Genomic DNA, 17,233 nt, shown 5'->3' on the forward strand with positions numbered 1-17,233 from the left:
GCCATCTATGCGCCGTCGGCGACTCAAAGATGGCGGATTACGGCGTTCCGCCTAATCCGCCCTACGTGCCTCTACGTACCTCAATCGAATACCTTCAACTTAAGCTGGATCGACAGCGCGCCATACAACCGGTCCTTATACTTCGGCACGAAGGCGACGTTGACCCCCACGCTTTTATATTCAAAACTGGCGGTCGGAATCGCCGCCGGGAACCAGCCGCCGTCCCGCATCTTCGGATAGCCGTTGAATCCGCCCACCACCGCACCCAACCGCACCGGCCCGACCTTGAACGGCTGGTAATACACGCCGATATAGTTCGAATACGCGCGGTCGCTGTTATAGAACCGCCCGGCGGTCGCCGAGGCCACCGTCGAAAAACGGTATTCCGCGCCCAGGCCCGGGTTGCTGTCGTTCAAATCCTTGTTCCGGTCGAAGTGGTACGAGTAAAACCCCGCGTTGAGCCACACCTCCTTCAGCGGCGCCGCTTCGATGGTCTCGAAGGTGTCGGCCACGGCCGCTCCGGACAGGCAGGCCAGCAGCGGCAAGGCCACGCCGGCCGTCATGAAACTACGCAAACTCTTGATCATCCGAAGCTTTCTTCATCGTTGTTGAGGACGATGGATTATAGCGAATGATTTGATTGCCCCGGCATTGATCTGGATTAGAGACTAAAAGATTTCTCCATTGCAAAATAATTGTTCCAAATTTAACAGGGGACAATCATGAATCGCTTCAATCTGATGACTTTCACGGCCGCTGTCGCGCTGGCGATCTGCGCCTGCGTGTCGACCTCCAGAGCGGGAGGCGAACCGACCGCGCTGATGTCGAAAGCGGCGCCGCTGTACCTGGCGGCGCGCGCCGGCAACTAGCGCCAACCGTGCGGCCGGGGGAATGGCCGCCATTTAGATCTTTTTATTTGGACACGCTAAGATTATCATCTATTTAATCTTTAGCACTATAATCTGGCCGCCAAAACTCGTTTGTGAACCTCATGATTTCTCTCGCCCGCCTGCTGCCGTTGTTGCTTGCCTTGCCCTTGATGTTGGGAGGTTGCGGCGCCGCGATGAAGCAGCGCATCGAAGCATGCAAGACGGGCGACTGGACCCAGATCGGCCGCACCGACGGCCTTGACGGCGCGCCGCCGACCTTCGCCGACCGCAAGGATTTCTGCGACGACCACGGCGACGACAAGAAGCCGGCGGCGGCCGACGCCGGCGCGCGCTACACGGCCGGCTGGGAGCAGGGCAACCGCGAGATGTGGTCCGCCGTCGGCGCCATCGACGGCGCTAAGGGTTTGCAGTCGCAGTACGCGGTGCGCGCGGCCGGCGACGAGGTCCGCAAGCGCAAGACGCCGTTGAACCAGGCGGCCTACGAAGAAGGCTGGTTGAAGGGCAACTCGCAGTATTGGGAAGACATCGGCAAGCGCGAAGGCACCGAGGGTAGGCCGCTGGCACAGAAAGAGGCCAACCGCGCGCGCGCCGCCGCCGCGCAGTTGCGCTTCGACGAAGCGGCATACACCAACGGCTGGCACGCGGGCAACCGCGCCTTCTGGCACGAGGCCGGCTTGACGGACGCGCGCAACGGCACGCCCGACAGCCGCTTCAGGGATCGCGCGGCGGCCGCGCGGGACGCCGGCGTGCAGGTGCAGGAAGAGGTGTACCGCGGCGCCTGGAACGCGGAGATCGTCAACTATTGGCGCAACCTCGGCGCGCAAGATGCCGTCAGCGGCAAGGAATTCGGCGTGCGCGGAAAAGAAGCGCGCCAAAAAGGGCTCAAGGTATTCGAGTCCGAGTACAGGCAAGCCTGGGAAAGGCGTTTGGCCGAGCACTGGCGCCAGGCCGGTCTGGAAGACGGCTACGGAAAGCCGTTCATGCTCGAGGAGCGCATGGCCAGCGCCGCGCGCGACGGCGTGTTTGTCATACCGTCGACGCGCGACATCTACACCAAGGCATGGGAGGAGCAAAACGCCAAATACTGCGTGCCGGACAACGCCTTCGAGCGCGGGCGCGCCAATACCGGCATGGCGGTGGAGGTCTGCCGCGTGGAACTGCGCAACCAGTTGAAGCGTGCGTATGTCAGCGGTCAGGATTTTGAGGTGGCGGCCGCGAAACGCGCCCAGGCCCTGAGCGACGCGAATGATCTGGAAGGGCGGTTATACGATGCCAACCGCCGCCTGGGGCGCCTGGAACGCGACATGCGCGCGGCGCAGGACGCGAAGGACCGCGCGGTCAACGAGGAATCCAAGAAGCAGGACCGCCGCCGCGAGCAGGAAAGGCGGGAGCTGATCGATTACATTCGCCGCCTGGAGTGGCAGCTGGATGAAGCGCGCCGCTGGGTCGAACGGCACGACATGCAAATGCAACGCCTGCGCCGCGAAATCTATTAAAAGCGGCTATCGAGTGCGCGCCGTGCTGGCCGTCCCGGTCGGTGGACCGGGACGGCCAACGGGGCGTTAGCCGGCCAGGTTGCGCAGACCTTGTTGTGGCCGCTTGTCCATCAGCAGCGGCAGCAACTGCGTGGCCAGTTCGTGCAGTTCCGAACCACCGCGCTCCCGTATTTTGTTGACCTGCGCGACGATCTGGTCGTTGGCCAGCGTGTACTCGACGGTTTTCAGCATCTCGATGCGGTTGCGTATGCGCCGCAGCTCGTCGACCGACCCCGGCTCGGCCGTCAGATGGGTTTCATCCACCAGCGCCAGCAATACCTCGGTGATCAGACCGAGCTGTTTGCCGTACGAGGCGACGCTGTTGAATGCCTTTTCTTCGATGGCCGCGTTGCCCGCGCCCGGGGTGATCCAGTGCGAGAACCAGCTCAGGTCGGGGTCGATCTGCTGCATCACGCCCCCGCTCCATGGGAAGTGAATTTGTGGCGACCAGGTCCAGAACGAATGGGGGGATGTCATGGCGGAACTCCTTGAACTGTAGGTTTTAATAGGTGTTGGACAGCTGTGCCCAGCTTAGTTCGAAATACATAAATGACAATTGATGTGTATTAGAAGTAAGTCATCTTTCCGCGACCGCCTCTGCGGCACCGCACAATTTTCCGGTTGCGTTTTTTGCATGGGTTGTTATCATTCGGCGGGTCAGCCCACAGGAGCCGCAATGACCGCATCGACCACGCAGCACCCCAATTACGATCGCTTGATTGCCGCCGCGCGCGGAGCGGGGCCGGTGACGGTCGCCGTCGCCCATCCTTGCGACCACCACGCGTTGGAGGCGGCGCTGCAGGCGGCCGGGATGGGCTTGATTCATCCGATCCTGGTCGGGCCGCAGGCGCGTATCCAGAAAGCGGCCGACGACGCCGGATTCGACATTTCAGCACTGACTATCATCGACACCCCGCACAGCCACGCGTCGGCGGCGCGCGCGGTCGAGCTGGTGCGCGAGGGCAAGGCGCAGGCGTTGATGAAGGGCAGCCTGCACACCGATGAACTGATGGGCGCCGTGGTGGCCGCCGACACCGGCCTGCGCACCGCGCGCCGCCTCAGCCACTGCTTCGTGATGGACGTGCCGGGACGCGCCGAGCCGCTGATCATTACCGACGCCGCCGTCAACATCAACCCCGGGCTGGCCGAGAAGGCCGACATCGTGCAAAACGCGATCGACCTGGCGCTGGTGCTGAAGTTCGATCCGGTCAAGGTGGCGATCCTGGCCGCCGTCGAGACGGTGAGCGCGAAGATGCCGTCCACCATCGACGCGGCGGCCCTGTGCAAGATGGCCGACCGCGGCCAGATCACCGGCGCCATCCTGGACGGCCCGCTGGCGATGGACAATGCCATCGATCCGGAGGCGGCGGCGATCAAGAACCTGGTGTCGCCGGTGGCCGGGCGCGCCAACGTGCTGATCGCGCCGGATCTGGAAGCCGGCAACATGCTGGCCAAGAGCCTGACCTTCATGGCCGGCGCCGGCGCGGCCGGCATCGTGCTGGGCGCGCGCGTGCCGATCATCCTGACCAGCCGCGCGGACTCGGTCGAGGCGCGGCTGGCCTCCTGCGCGGTGGCGGTGCTGCTCGCGCACAGCAAGGCGGCCGTGGCCAGCGCCACCGGAGCTTGACGCGATGGCGCCCAACGACTGCATCATCGTCATCAACGCCGGTTCGTCCAGCATCAAGTTTTCGCTGTTCGACGGCCCGTCGCTGCAGCCGGCGCTGCGTGGAAAAATCGAGAACCTGTACGCCGGCGTCACGCGCTTCACCGCCCGGGACGAGCAAGGACGCACGGTCGGCGAGCAAAGCTGGCCCGACGCGCCGATCGACCACCAGGCCGGAATGCGCTTCCTGATCGAGTTCGCGCGCACGCATCTCGACGGCCGCCGGGTGGTGGCGGTGGGCCACCGCATCGTCCACGGCGGCGTTGCCTACAGCGGCCCGCGGCTGCTCGACGAACACGTGGTGGCGGAACTGGACCAACTGGTGCCCCTGGCGCCGCTGCACCTGCCGCACAACCTGGCGCCGGTGCGTTCGATGATGGCGCTGGCGCCCGAGGTGCCGCAGGTGGGCTGCTTCGATACCGCCTTCCACGTCGGCCAGCCGCCCGAGGCGCAGGCGTTCGCGCTGCCGGCGCGGATCACCGACCTTGGCGTGCGGCGCTACGGCTTCCACGGCCTGTCCTACGAATATATCGCCAGCCGCCTGCCGCAGGCGGACGCTGGGCTGGCGGCGGCGAAGGTGGTGGCCGCGCACCTGGGCAACGGCGCCAGCATGTGCGCGATGTCGGCCGGGCGCAGCGTCGCCAGCACGATGGGTTTCACCGCCGTCGACGGCCTGCCGATGGGCACCCGCTGCGGCGCCCTCGATCCGGGCGTGGTGCTGTACCTGATCGAGGAGCTGGGCATGGACGTGGCGGCGGTCCAGAAGCTGTTGTACCAGGAATCCGGCCTGCTCGGGGTGTCTGGCATCTCGGCCGACATGCGCACGCTGGAGGCGAGCGCCGACCCGCGCGCCAGGGCCGCCATCGCGCTGATGGTCTATCGCATCGGCCGCGAACTCGGTTCGCTGGCGGCCGCGCTGGGCGGGCTCGATGCGCTGGTGTTTTCGGGCGGCATAGGCGAAAACAGCGTCGCGCTGCGCGCCGCCGTGTGCCGCGGCGCCGCCTGGCTGGGCGTGCGGCTCGACGCGGCGGCCAACGAGGCCAACCCGCGCGGCGTGGCCCGCATCAGCGCCGCCGACAGCAAGGTCGCGGTGTGGGTGGTGCCGGCCAACGAGGAGTTGATGATCGCCCGCCACACGCTGGCGATGCTGGAGGATCTATGAATACTGAGACTGTTTTCCCGATTTTGGCGGGCAAGCGCGCGTTGGTGGTCGGCGTGGCCAACGAGCACTCGATCGCCTGGGGTTGCGCGCTGGCGTTCCGCAAGGCGGGCGCCGACGTCGTGCTGACCTATCTTAACGATAAGGCCAAGCCGCATGTGGCGCCGCTGGCGGCGCAAATCGATGCCCGCTTGCTGCCGCTGGATGTGACCCAGCCCGGGCAACTGGAGGCGTTGTTTGCGACGCTGTCGGCCGAAGGCAAGCTCGATGTCCTGGTCCATTCGATCGCTTTCGCGCCCAAGGCGGATCTGCAGGGCGGTTTGCTCGATTGTTCGCTCGACGGCTTTTTGCAGGCGATGGATGTGTCCTGCCATTCGTTCGTGCGGATGGCGAAGCTGGCGGCGCCGTTGATGACCGATGGCGGCACCCTGTTCGCGATGAGCTATCACGGCGCCGACAAGGTGGTGCCGAACTATAACGTCATGGGGCCGGTGAAGGCGGCGCTGGAGGCGTCATGCCGCTATCTGGCCTACGAACTGGGGCCGCGCGGCATCCGCGTGCACGCCATGTCGCCCGGACCGCTGCGCACGCGGGCAGCCTCCGGCCTGAAGGATTTCGACCGCCTGCTCAACGACGCGGCCGCGCGGGCGCCGCTGGGGGAATTGATCGACATCGACGATGTCGGCGCGACCTGCGCTTTTCTGGCCTCGCCATACGCCCATCGGCTCACCGGCGGCACCGTGTACGTGGACGGCGGCTTGAATATCCTGGCCTGACGGCGCGAGCTAGGCCTCCAGCGCGCGCCGCGCCAGGAACGCGTGGATCTGCGCCACCACGGCGGCGCCTTCGCCGACGGCGGCGGCCACCCGCTTGGTCGAGTTGGCGCGCACGTCGCCGATCGCGAACACGCCCGGCACGCTGGTCTCCAGGCTGGCCCGGGGGCTTTCGAGCGAGCAGCCCGGCGCGTCGTAGCCGGTCAGGATGAAGCCCTTGGCGTCGACCTGCACGCCGCAGTCGTCCAGCCAGCCGGTGTTGGGATCGGCGCCGATGAACAGGAACAGGCGGCGCACGTCGTAGTCGGTTTCCACCCCGCCGCGGTTGTCGCGCACGCGCACCTGCCGCAGTCCATCCTCGTCGCCGCCCTCCAGCGCGACGATCTCCGAGTGGGTGTGCAGCACGATATTCGGCGTCGCCTCGATGCGCTCGATCAGATAGCTCGACATGGTCGACGCCAGGCTGTCCCTGCGGATCAACATATGCACCCTGGAGGCGAAGCCGGACAGGAACACCGCCGCCTGGCCGGCCGAATTGCCGCCGCCGACCAAAACCACCTCCTCGCTGGCGCATAGTTTGGCCTCCAGCGGCGAGGCCCAGTAGTACACGCCCTTGCCCTCGAATTGCGTCAGGTTGGCCAGGGAAGGGCGGCGGTAGCGCGCGCCGCACGACAGCACCACGGTGTGCGCTTGCAGCCGTTGCAGGCTGCCGCACATTTCCACTTGCAGCGGATGGCTGTCGCACAGCAGACGTCCCGCCGGCGCCGGTATCGCCAGTTCGACGCCGAATTTACGCGACTGCACGTAGGCGCGGCCGGCCAGCGCACGCCCGGATATCCCGGTCGGGAAGCCCAGGTAGTTCTCGATCCGCGCGCTGGCGGCGGCCTGGCCGCCGTACGCCCGCGTCTCCAGCGCCAGCACCGACAAGCCCTCCGAGGCCGCGTACACCGCCGTCGCCAGTCCGGCCGGGCCGGCGCCGACGACGATCACGTCCCACACCTGATTGGAGTTCAGCTCCGGCAGCGTGCCGAGACAGCGCCCCAGCTCCACCGTCGACGGATTTCTCCGCACGCTGCCGTCCGGGCACACCACCAGCGGCAGGTCCCCGGGTGGCGGCTGGTAGCGGTCGCACAGCGCGCGCGCCTGCTCGTTGTTTTGCGGGTCCAGCACCTTGTTCGGGATGGCGTTGCTGTTCAACCAGCCCTGCAGCGCGTGCACGCGCGGATGGCCCGGTGTTGCAATCAGCACGACGCCGCTGGCGCCGTTTTCCATCAATTCGACGCGCCGCAATATGAAGGCGCGCACGATCCGTTCGCCAAGTTCGGCCTCCGCCACCAGCAGCGCGCGCAGCGATTGCGTGGTCAGCACCAGCACCTCGACCGCGCCGATCGCGTGGCCGTTGACCAGCGACGGCGCGTTAGACAACTGGCTCATTTCGCCGGCGAATTCGCCCGGCAGATGCTCGGTGATCAGCGAGGTGTTGCCCAAGCCGTCATAGCGGCTGATGCGGATTTTCCCGCTCAGCAGAACGAACAGGCCGAAGGTGCCGCGGCCCGCTTCGAACAGCATTTCGCCGTCGCGGTAGCAGGCGCGCGCGCCGAAGCGTTCGATGCGCCTGATCTCGGCGGCGTCGAGTTTGGGAAGCGCCTGGCCGGCGCGCGATTGGAAGGTGTCGTGGGTCGTCATGGTCACAGTCTAACGCGATTAAATGCTGCACTGCCAGATTCTAAAGGAAGAGCGGGCGGTGATCATCATTGTGATTCTTTGAGCGGGCGATGATTTTTATGCGCAAGTGACTACTAGAATGCGATCACAAGCTGATCATAAAACACCGGCCGGATCCACGGCCGAGAAGACGGGAGACCCAAGTGAGTATCGTGAACAAGCATTCGAATCAAACCGGCAGCCGCACCACCCAGCGTGTCATCGTAGCGGCGGTCGCCTCGGCCGTCGCCTCCATCCTGGCCAGTAACGCCGCCATGGCGCAATCGGCGGAGGCGCCCGCGCCGGCTTCGCAGCCAACTTCGCAGCCAACCTCGCAGCCGGCCGCCGTGCCGCGCGCTCCGGACGATGCGGCGCCCGCCGTCGTCACGGTGGTGGGCACGCGCAAATCGGTGGCGTCGGCGATCGACCGCAAGATCCGCAACTCCACCGTCTCCGACTCGCTGGTGGCCGAGGACATCAACCAGTTCCCGGACAAGAACGTCGGCGAGGCGCTCTCGCGCATCACCGGCGTGCAGCTCACGCGCGACTTCGGCGAAGGCTCGCAGATCTCCATCCGCGGCGTCGAGCCGAATCTGAACCGGGTCGAGGTCAACGGCATGTCGGTGCTTGGGACCAACGGCGGCGCCGGGCGTGGCGCCGAGCTGCGCGAGCTGGCCTCGGAGCTGATCTCCTCGATCGACGTCTACAAGGGCAGCACCGCCGACCTGACCGAGGGTGGCGTCGGCGGCACCGTGGTGATCACCACCCGCAAGCCGCTCGACTTCAAGAAGTTCACGATGGCCGGCACGCTGTCGGGCGAACAGGCGTCGAGCCGTGGCGGCGTGCAGCCGCGCGCCAGCCTGCTGATCGCCGACCAGTTCCTCGACGGCCGCCTCGGGCTGATGGCCAACGTGGTCTACGACGACGTGCGCACCCGCAACGACTACACGCGCAACACCAGTTGGCGCTTCCTGCGCGACTGGGACTTCTCGCCGGAGAAGACCGTCGTCTCGCGCGACCCGATGGTGGCGGGGATTTCCTCCGTCGCCGGCTGCTCGTCGTCCGCCTTGACGGCCGCGCAGAAGACCGCCTGTAACTCGCAGTGGTACGACTATTCGCCGGGTGTGCCGCGTTACGGCATCTGGACCCGCGACCATAAACGCTCCTCGGCGGAACTGACGGCGCAGTACAAATTCAGCAACGAGCTGAAAGCGTATGTCAGCTATCAGGGCAACCGGCAGGACCAGCGCCTCAACGACCGTAATTTCGGCACCGAGTTCGGCGCGGTGGAGCGCCTGGCCAATGCCGGCGTCGCACCGACCTACAGCGCCAAGGGTGTGCCTACCGGCGGCAGCTGCGTCGCGGCGCCGACCAACGCCACGCCGGCCGGCATGACCGTCACCAATCACTACGTCACCGATTACACGGTGGGTAACTGCACTTATGTCGCTGGTCAGGGCGCCCAGGGCGCCTTCAGCACCTCGGCGCGCGATTTCGATCTGAAGATCGATTCCAGATACGTCAGCTCCGGTTTCACCTATAAAAAGGGCCCGCTGGAGGTCGAGGGGCTGGCCGGCACCTCGCGCTCGAACTACCACAACGAGACCAACAGCATCGTGTTGACCCAGAACGCGCCGGGCCTGAAGGTCTCGCTCGACAAGCAGGGCATGCCACACTTCACCTTCCCGCAAGGTTATTCGCCCGACGACAGCAGCTCCTATGTGCGCGCCGAGCTGCAGTACCGGCCCTACGAAACCAAGAACGACGAAGACCAGGCCAAGCTCGATTTCAAGTACCGGCTGTCGACGCCATTCTTCAGCAAGGTCTGGTTCGGCGTCCAGGCGCGCAAGGCGTCGGCCCAGCAGTATAAAGGCGACCCCTATAAGCTCAGTAGCGGCGCCGACCCGGTTAGCACGGCGGATGACATCAACGTCGGCGGGGCCAACGCGAACCAGACCCTTACCTATGATCCGAACAACAAGACGGGTGTGATTCGCGCGCCCGATATCATCAGCGCCGTTAATGCGCCCAGTTCAAGCGGCTACCTGAGTGCCGCCCAGATGGCGCAGTTGGTCGACGCCGTGCGAGGCCGCTCGCCGGGAACCTTCTTCAGTGGCTACGACAAGGTTAGCAACATCCCGAGCAGCTGGATGGCGCCGGTCTACAGCCAGGCGGCGCAATTCTTCGCTCCCTCCAAGTTCAACTTCGACACCATTTACAACGGCTTGGGCACCGACGGCAACATGCACCCGCAAGTGCCGGCATATAAGGTCGAAGAGCGTATCAGGTCGGCCTATCTGCGCGTCGACTTCGACACCGAACTGTATAGCCACCAGGTCTGGGGTAACGTGGGCGTGCGCTATACCGGCACGCGTGACAAGTCCACCGGCTCGCAGACCTATGGCGTGCGCATGGCCAACCCCAGTAGCGGCAGCGGCTATTCCGACTACCTGTTCGGCACCAGCATCGCCTCGGTCGAGAATACCTACCACGACTACCTGCCTAGCCTGAACGTCATGGGTTGGGTGGTGCCGGACCAGTTCATGGTGCGATTCGGACTGTCCAAGGTGATGTCGCGCCCCAGTGTCGACCTGCTGGTGCCTAACGCCCGCTGCATCCGCGGCAGCGGTCTGGCGGTGTTCGGCGGCGACGGCGACGACGATTGCACCGCCGGCAATCCGGACCTGAAGCCATTCCGCGCCAAGAATACGGATTTGAGCTTCGAATATTATCCAAGCGCCGACAGCCAGGTGAGCGTGGGTTTGTTCAAGAAGGATATTGAGAGCTACATCCTGGAGAAGCAGATCGTCAAAGGCGTGGACCTGTTCAAGAATGGTGAACGGTTCGACGTCACGCAGGCGATCAATGGCAAGGGCGCCACCACCAAGGGGATCGAACTGACGGCGCGCACAGCCTTCACCTTCCTGCCAGGCTGGCTCGGTGGTTTCGGCGGCGACGCCAACTACACCCGCATGACGTACAAATACGCGCCGGGGACCGAGCGCCTGAACATCCTGGACGGCACGGTGCTGCCGTATGCCGGACTGTCGAAAAACAGCTACAACGTCGCGCTGTGGTATGACCTGGGGAAAATCAACGCACGTCTCGCCTACAATTACCGCGACCGGTTCTACACGGGTAGCAATGACGTTTCGGGCAATCCCAACTTCCAGGAGAAGACCGGTTTCCTCGACGCCAAGTTCCAATATCGCTACAATGACAACATCACGTTCTCCCTCGAAGGTAAGAACTTGACCGACCAGGCGCAGACCACCGACGCCGGCGACACGTTCCGCGTGAACGAGTTGGCATGGTCCGGTCGTCGTTACTTCTTCAGTGTATCGATCAAAAACTAAGGGCACCCATGGCGCAAGCGTTTATTGCGCGCGGACTGAGAACGGCGGCCTACATGGCCGCTGTTTTTTCGTTCGCGCTCGTCGCATCGGCGGCGGAACCGGTATTCAACAACCCGCTGGTCAAGCAGCGGGCCGACCCGCAGGTCGCGCTGCACAGCGACGGCTACTACTACTTTACGGCCACGGTGCCGGAGTACGACCGCATCGAACTGCGGCGAGCGCGCTCGCTCAACGACCTTGGACGGGCCGAGGCCAAGGTGGTGTGGCGCAAGCATGCCAGCGGCATCATGGGCGCGCACATCTGGGCGCCGGAGATGCACCACATCGACGGCAAATGGTATATCTACTTCACCGCCGGGCGAGCCGACAAGATCTGGGAGATCCGCCTGTACGTGCTGGAAAACAGCTCGCCGAATCCTCTGGAAGGCGAATGGAAGGAGCTGGGGCAGCTCAAGACGGGCTGGGAATCGTTCGCGCTCGACGCCACCACCTTTGCGCTCAATGGCAAGCGCTATTTGCTATGGACCCAGGTCGCGCCGGAAGCGGCCTCGCACGCCACCAACATCTACATCGCCGCGATGGACACGCCGTGGTCGATCAAAGGGCCGGCGGTGATGTTGACCAAGCCGGAATATGATTGGGAGAAGGTCAAGTACGCGGTCAACGAGGCGCCGGCGGCGCTGGTGAAAAACGGCCGGGTGTTCGTCACCTACTCGGTCAGCGCGACGGACGCCAACTACGCGTTGGGATTGTTGACGGCGCCGGCGAACGGGGACCTGCTCAAGCCGGGCACCTGGAGCAAGTCGCCGAAGCCGGTATTCGCCACCAGCGAAGCGAATGGCCAGTACGGGCCGGGGCACAACTCGTTCACGACCACGCCGGACGGCAAGACCGATATACTGGTCTACCACGCGCGCAATTACCGCGACATCGTCGGCGACTCCTTGAACGATCCGAACCGCCACACGCGCGCGCAAGTGCTGCATTGGAACGCCGACGGCACGCCGGATTTTGGCGAGCCGGTAGCCGATTGACCACTGTTCCACGTAGGGCGGATTAGGCGGAACGCCGTAATCCGCCATCTATGAGCCGCCGACGGCGCATGCATGGCGGATTACGCTACGCTCTTAAGGCCTACCGGTCAGGTAGGCCGCTTCTTCGATGGGCCCAGGGGCGGTTAGCGGGCCTCGCCCGCTAATCCGCCCTACGTGTCTCCACGAGTCTGTCAAGCCAGCGTTGGCGGTATTCGGCCCAACCGGCCAGTTCCAGCGGTGTGGCCACCGCGCTGCGCACCGCCGGCGCGCTGCCCCAGTGGTGCAGCATCCAGCCGCCGCACGTGGTGCCGCTGGTGTCGTCGGTGCTACTGATCTGCTGATGCGGGCGCAACGCCGCCAGCAAAGGCGCGAACCACGGATTGCCCGTGTAGCTGCCTTCGACCACCACCTCACCTTCAACCCCCAACTGGCTCAAACAGTAGTCGCTCATCAAAACGCAATACAGCGTGGCGAGCGCGTAACGCTGCCGCTTGTCCCGCGGCGCCTCGCCGACAATCTCCCCGACCCGCCCCGCGAACGGACCGCCGGCCTGCGAGTAGCAGGGCAGCGCCATCGTCTGCTGTTCGATCATCAACCGCAAATCCTCTTCGCCGCAGACCTCCGGATCGCGGCCGGCCAACTCGCCGAACTCGCGCCCGCCCATGAAGCGCATGCAGGCCACCGCCTGGCCCATGGCGTTGCTGTTGGCCAGCATGTCGGCCTCCTCGCGCAAGCCTTCCAGCGGCTTGCCCGGCGCCGCGGCGATGACCCAGGTGCCGGTCGACAGCACCGCCGGCGGCTCGCCTTGCCCGCCAGCGGCGCGGGCGAAATGCCGCAGCAGCGATGCGTTGCTGTCGTGGATGCCGCACAAAACCCGGCACTCGACCGGCAAGCCGGTTTGCCGCGCCAGCTCCGCCTTCAAAAAGCCGAGCGGCGCCCACGCCGGCCGCAGCGGCGGGAACAAGCCGTTCCATCCCATCCGCTCGACCAACGACGAATACTGCTGGCGCGCCGGCTGCCACAGGTCCGTGTGGCAGCCCAGCGAGGTGACTTCGCTGGCGGCCACGCCGCTCAAGCGCCATGCCCAATATTGCGGATACATGAGGATATGGCGCGCGCGGCGGAATTGTTCCGGGAAGGCCTGCGCCTGCCACGCCAGCTGCCGCCCGAGATTCAGGCCGGCCGGCAGCCCAGGCGAATAGGTGGCGGAGTAGGGCGGCCGCTGGCCGGCGTAGTGCGCTCCTTGCTCGGCAGGCATCTCGAACTCGTAGTCGAGCACCGGCAGCACCAGTCCTTCGTCATCGACCAGCGCCGCCGTGGCGCCGTGCGTGACGCTGACGATGGCGCCGACGCGCGCCAGCCCCGAAAACTGCTGCATCCCATCCAGCATCCAGCTCCAGATACGGTCGGTGTCGTGATGCGGATACGGACCGCCACTCAATATGGTGTTCGGACTGCGGCGCTCCGCCAATACCGCGCCGTCGGCATCGATCAGCACCAGCTTGACGTTGGTCTTGCCGATATCGAGGACGATGGTGGCTTCTATCGGCAAGGTCATTTGGCGGTCCTGCGGCCGCGCAGCAACCGTGGCAGGGCGATGGTCGCCAGCAGCAGGATGCCGACGACGATGGTCATGTAGATGCCGGGAATATTGGCCAGCGACAGTCCGTAGGTCACGGTGCCCAGGGTCAGCACCGCCAGCATCACGCCGCCGATGGTGCCGGCACCACCGGCGATGCTAACGCCACCCAGGATCACCATCGTGATCACTTCCAGTTCCCAGCCCATGGCGATATTCGGCCGCGTGCTGCCGATGCGGCCCGTCAGCAGGTAGGCCGCCAGCCCGGCCATCGCGCCGGTCAGCATGAACAGCACCAGCCGATAGCGGTCGACGGCGATACCGGAGAAGCGCGCCGCGACCGGATTGTTACCGATGGCGTAGATGCGGCGTCCCCAGGTCGTCGCGTGCAGCATCACCGCGAACAGCGCGGCAAACACCAGCAGGATGATGAATTCGCGTGGGATGAAGCCGAAGAAGTAGCCCTGGCCCCAGTCGGCCATCACTTGCGGATAACCGGTGAACGCCTTGTCTCCCAACACCACGCTGGCCAGCCCGCGGAACAGCGACACGGTGCCGATGGTGACGACGATCGACGGCAGCCGGAAGCGCGTGACCATGATCCCATTGAGCCAGCCGCAGGCCGTGCCGCTGGCCAGCGCGATCGGCAGCAGCAGTTCCGGCGCCACGCCGCTGGTGTGCGCCAGGCCGATCGCCACCGACGACAGCGCGAGAATGCCGGACACCGAGATGTCGATCTCGCGGCAGATGATCAGCAACGCCATCGGCAAGGCGATCAGTGCCTTCTCGCTGAAGTTGAAGGTGCCGTCGGCCAGGTTGTACAGGTCGAGGAAGTGCGGCAGCATGATGGCGTTGGCGGCGAAGGCCGCCACCAGCAGCAGCGCGAGCAGGCTTTCCCAACGTCCCAGCAGCGCGCCGAGGCGGAAGCCGGGACGGTCGGCGATGATATAGCGGGAGGAACCGGCTTTTTCAGGAGCGTCGGCGGTATTGGACATCACGGTACTCGTATTCACGCAGCGCTCCCGGTCGCGTTGGGTTTATTCAAATGCAGCGGCAGGATCTGCCGGCCGATTGGTCTGCCGCCACGGGCGTTGATCAGCACCGCCGTCAGGATCACGACGCCGGTCAGCGCGCTTTGCCAGAACGGCGATACCTTCACCACCGGCAGCGCGTTGCCGATCACGGCGAGGAACAAGCCGCCCAGCACCGCGCCGGCCACGCTGCCGCTGCCGCCGGCGATGCTGATGCCGCCGATGACGCACGCCGCGATGACGGTGAATTCGAAACCGTAGGCGATTTCCGTGTAGGCGACCGCATAGCGCGCCACCCACAGGTAGCCGCACAAGCCGGCCATGGCGCCGGACAGGCCGTACGTCCACATCAAGCGGCTGGCGATCGGTATGCCGACGTAGCGCGCCGATCCCGGCTCGTTGCCGATGGCGTACAGGTCGCGGCCGAAGCGGCTGTGCCGCGCCACGTACCACGCCGCCAGCACGGTGAGCCCTGCGATCCACACCAGGTGCGTGACGCCGAACAGGCGCGCCAGCGGGAAGGCGATGAAGTCGGCCGGCATTTGGTGCGACGACACCCAGGCGCCGCCGGACAGCACGAACACCAGGCCGCGGTAGACGCTCATCGTGCCGAGCGTGACGACGATGGGCGCCAGATCCAGATAACCGATCAGGTAACCGTTGATCAGGCCAAGCAGCAGGCCGATGGCCACGGCGGCCAGCATCACCAGCGGCAGCGGCAGATCGGGAAAGCGCGACGCCAGCAGCGCCGACATCATGCCCGCCAGCGCCAGGCTGGAAGCGACCGACAGATCGACGCCGCGCGTGACGATGACCAGCATCTGCGTCAGCGCCAGCATGATCAGCAGGGTGCTGTCGGTGAGCAGGTTGGCCAGGCTGGATCCGGTGACGAACACCGGCGCCCGCGTGCCGACCAAAATAATCAGCGCGATGGTGCACAGCGCAAGCTGGACCTCACGCATTTTCAGCAGTGTCTTCATACGCATTCCTCCACCGGCAGCGCGCAGCCGGAGGCGGCGGCCACGATATTCTCCGGCGTGGCGTCCGCGCGGTCGTAGATGTTTTCAATCCGGCCCTGGTGCATGACGACGATGCGGTCGGCCAGCCCCATGACCTCGGGCAGTTCGGAAGAGACCAGGATCACCGACAGGCCTTTGCTCACCAGCTCACCGATAAAGCGGTGCACGGCGGCCTTGGAGCCGATGTCGATGCCTTTGGTGGGCTCGTCGAGAATGATCACTTTGGGATCGGTCGCCAGCCATTTGCCCAGCACGACCTTTTGCTGGTTGCCGCCGGAGAGTTCGGAGACATTCTGCGTCAGGTGCGCCGCCTTCAGTTCCAGCTGCTCGGCGTAGTGGCGAGCGATCGCGGTTTCCTGGGCGCGGCGTCCACGCAGGAAGAAGCCCACCTTCGACAGGATGGGCAGCGTGATGTTCTGCAGGATGGGCAGCGACAAATGCGCGCCCTGGTGCTGGCGGTCCTCCGGCACATAGGCGATGCCATGGTTGATGGCGTCGGACGCGCAGGTGACGCAAATGTCCTTGCCATCGAGCCTGACCGTTCCGCGCACGGCGGTGCTCAGGCCAAAGATGGCGTGCATGACCTCCGAGCGGCCGGCGCCGACCAGGCCATAGAAGCCGAGGATCTCGCCGCGCCGCAGCGAGAAGCTGACGTCGTCGAACTCGGTCGGATGGCACAGGTTTTTCACCTCCAGCAGCACCTCGCCGGGCGTGACGTCGGCCTTGGGATAGGCCTGTTTGACGGTGCGGCCCACCATCAGCGCCACCAGTTCCGGCTCGGTGACGTCGGCGATCGCGCCTTCGGCGATGAACTGGCCGTCGCGCAGCACCGTGTAGCGGTCCGCCACGGCGAAGATTTCGTCGAATTTGTGGGTGATGAAAATGATCGCCGTGCCGGCCGCGCGCAGCTGGCCGATGATGCGATACAGCTCGTGGATTTCGCGTTGCGACAGCGAGGCCGTCGGCTCGTCCAAAATCACCACGCGCGCATCCTGCGACAGCGCGCGGGCGATTTCGACGAAGTGGCGCTGCGCCACGCTCAAATCCTTGACGCGGGCGCGCACCGGCAGGTTCACTTCAAGGCGGGCGAACAGCTTCTCCGCCTCGGCTTCGATCTTGCTCCAGTCGATGCGCCCGGACGCGCCTTTGCATGGCTGGCGGCCGACGTAGATATTCTCCGCCACGGTCAGTTCGTCGAACATCACCGTCTCCTGGTGCACCGCCGTCACGCCGGCGCGCATCGCGTCCTGCGCGCTGGCGAACTTGATCGGTTTGCCGGCCAGTTCGATCACGCCTTCGTCGGGACGGTAGATACCGGTCAGGGTTTTGACCAATGTTGATTTGCCGGCGCCGTTTTCTCCGATCAGCGCCATGACTTCACCCGCTCGCACCGACAGCGCCACGTTGTTCAACGCGACGATGCCGGCAAAGCGCTTGCAGATCCCGGTCAATTGCAGGACCGGGCTTGTATTCGTATTCATAGGACTCCA

General features: G+C 65.2%; 14 protein-coding genes. 7 read left to right on the forward strand and 7 right to left on the reverse strand.

Annotated elements, in window-relative coordinates; translation table 11 throughout:
* Positions 1–80: 80 nt before the first annotated feature.
* On the reverse strand, positions 81–587 hold the full coding sequence (locus JOD97_RS01660) for a hypothetical protein (RefSeq protein WP_209712884.1): 507 nt from the start codon (positions 585–587) through the stop codon (positions 81–83).
* A gap of 135 nt (positions 588–722) precedes the next feature.
* Between JOD97_RS01660 and JOD97_RS01665 the strand changes: the two genes are divergently transcribed.
* Positions 723–869 (forward strand): hypothetical protein, encoded by a 147-nt coding sequence (locus tag JOD97_RS01665; RefSeq protein WP_209712885.1) that lies wholly within the window; start codon positions 723–725, stop codon positions 867–869.
* A gap of 122 nt (positions 870–991) precedes the next feature.
* Complete coding sequence (locus tag JOD97_RS01670; RefSeq protein ID WP_209712886.1) at positions 992–2,386, forward strand: DUF2799 domain-containing protein; 1,395 nt, start codon at positions 992–994, stop codon at positions 2,384–2,386.
* A 66-nt stretch (positions 2,387–2,452) separates the two neighbouring features.
* On the opposite strand, the gene JOD97_RS01675 is transcribed toward JOD97_RS01670, so the two are convergent.
* Positions 2,453–2,902, reverse strand: coding sequence for a hypothetical protein (locus JOD97_RS01675; RefSeq protein ID WP_209712887.1), 450 nt, complete (start codon positions 2,900–2,902; stop codon positions 2,453–2,455).
* 199 nt (positions 2,903–3,101) lie between these two features.
* On the opposite strand from JOD97_RS01675, the gene JOD97_RS01680 reads away from it, so the two are divergent.
* Genes JOD97_RS01680 through fabI form a run of 3 tightly spaced genes read left to right on the forward strand, consistent with a single transcriptional unit; the run spans position 3,102 to position 6,023 of the window.
* Positions 3,102–4,052: a phosphate acetyltransferase gene (locus JOD97_RS01680; protein ID WP_209712888.1), complete on the forward strand. Its 951-nt coding sequence runs from the start codon at positions 3,102–3,104 to the stop codon at positions 4,050–4,052.
* Between the two features lie 4 nt (positions 4,053–4,056).
* Complete coding sequence (locus tag JOD97_RS01685) at positions 4,057–5,250, forward strand: acetate/propionate family kinase (protein ID WP_209712889.1); 1,194 nt, start codon at positions 4,057–4,059, stop codon at positions 5,248–5,250.
* Positions 5,247–6,023, forward strand: a complete 777-nt coding sequence (gene fabI, locus JOD97_RS01690) for an enoyl-ACP reductase FabI (RefSeq protein ID WP_209712890.1) — start codon at positions 5,247–5,249, stop codon at positions 6,021–6,023. Before JOD97_RS01685 ends, fabI begins: the two co-directional genes overlap by 4 nt.
* Before the next feature lie 9 nt (positions 6,024–6,032).
* Here the strand turns inward: fabI and JOD97_RS01695 are convergent, their stop codons facing one another.
* Entirely contained in the window at positions 6,033–7,706 is a 1,674-nt protein-coding gene (locus JOD97_RS01695; RefSeq protein WP_209712891.1) for an FAD-dependent oxidoreductase, read from the reverse strand.
* 182 nt (positions 7,707–7,888) lie between these two features.
* Here JOD97_RS01695 and JOD97_RS01700 point away from each other — a divergent pair, with 182 nt between their 5' ends.
* Both JOD97_RS01700 and JOD97_RS01705 read left to right on the forward strand, forming a co-directional pair.
* Positions 7,889–11,080 (forward strand): TonB-dependent receptor, encoded by a 3,192-nt coding sequence (locus JOD97_RS01700; protein ID WP_373999769.1) that lies wholly within the window; start codon positions 7,889–7,891, stop codon positions 11,078–11,080.
* A gap of 53 nt (positions 11,081–11,133) precedes the next feature.
* On the forward strand, positions 11,134–12,114 hold the full coding sequence (locus JOD97_RS01705) for a family 43 glycosylhydrolase (protein ID WP_229264145.1): 981 nt from the start codon (positions 11,134–11,136) through the stop codon (positions 12,112–12,114).
* Between the two features lie 160 nt (positions 12,115–12,274).
* Here the strand turns inward: JOD97_RS01705 and JOD97_RS01710 are convergent, their stop codons facing one another.
* From JOD97_RS01710 to JOD97_RS01725, 4 genes are read right to left on the reverse strand one after another with little or no spacing between them, the layout of a single operon-like run.
* Positions 12,275–13,672, reverse strand: coding sequence for an FGGY-family carbohydrate kinase (locus tag JOD97_RS01710; RefSeq protein WP_209712893.1), 1,398 nt, complete (start codon positions 13,670–13,672; stop codon positions 12,275–12,277).
* A complete protein-coding gene (locus JOD97_RS01715) occupies positions 13,669–14,688 on the reverse strand; it encodes an ABC transporter permease (protein WP_209717052.1) in 1,020 nt (339 codons plus the stop codon). The genes JOD97_RS01710 and JOD97_RS01715 overlap by 4 nt, the downstream gene beginning before the upstream one ends.
* A gap of 14 nt (positions 14,689–14,702) precedes the next feature.
* Complete coding sequence (locus JOD97_RS01720) at positions 14,703–15,704, reverse strand: ABC transporter permease (protein ID WP_209712894.1); 1,002 nt, start codon at positions 15,702–15,704, stop codon at positions 14,703–14,705.
* Positions 15,701–17,224, reverse strand: a complete 1,524-nt coding sequence (locus JOD97_RS01725; protein WP_209712895.1) for a sugar ABC transporter ATP-binding protein — start codon at positions 17,222–17,224, stop codon at positions 15,701–15,703. The genes JOD97_RS01720 and JOD97_RS01725 overlap by 4 nt, the downstream gene beginning before the upstream one ends.
* Positions 17,225–17,233: the final 9 nt, after the last annotated feature.

It is taken from the genome of Duganella sp. 1411, from assembly GCF_017833525.1.
In the GTDB taxonomy this organism is placed as follows: domain Bacteria; phylum Pseudomonadota; class Gammaproteobacteria; order Burkholderiales; family Burkholderiaceae_D; genus Rugamonas.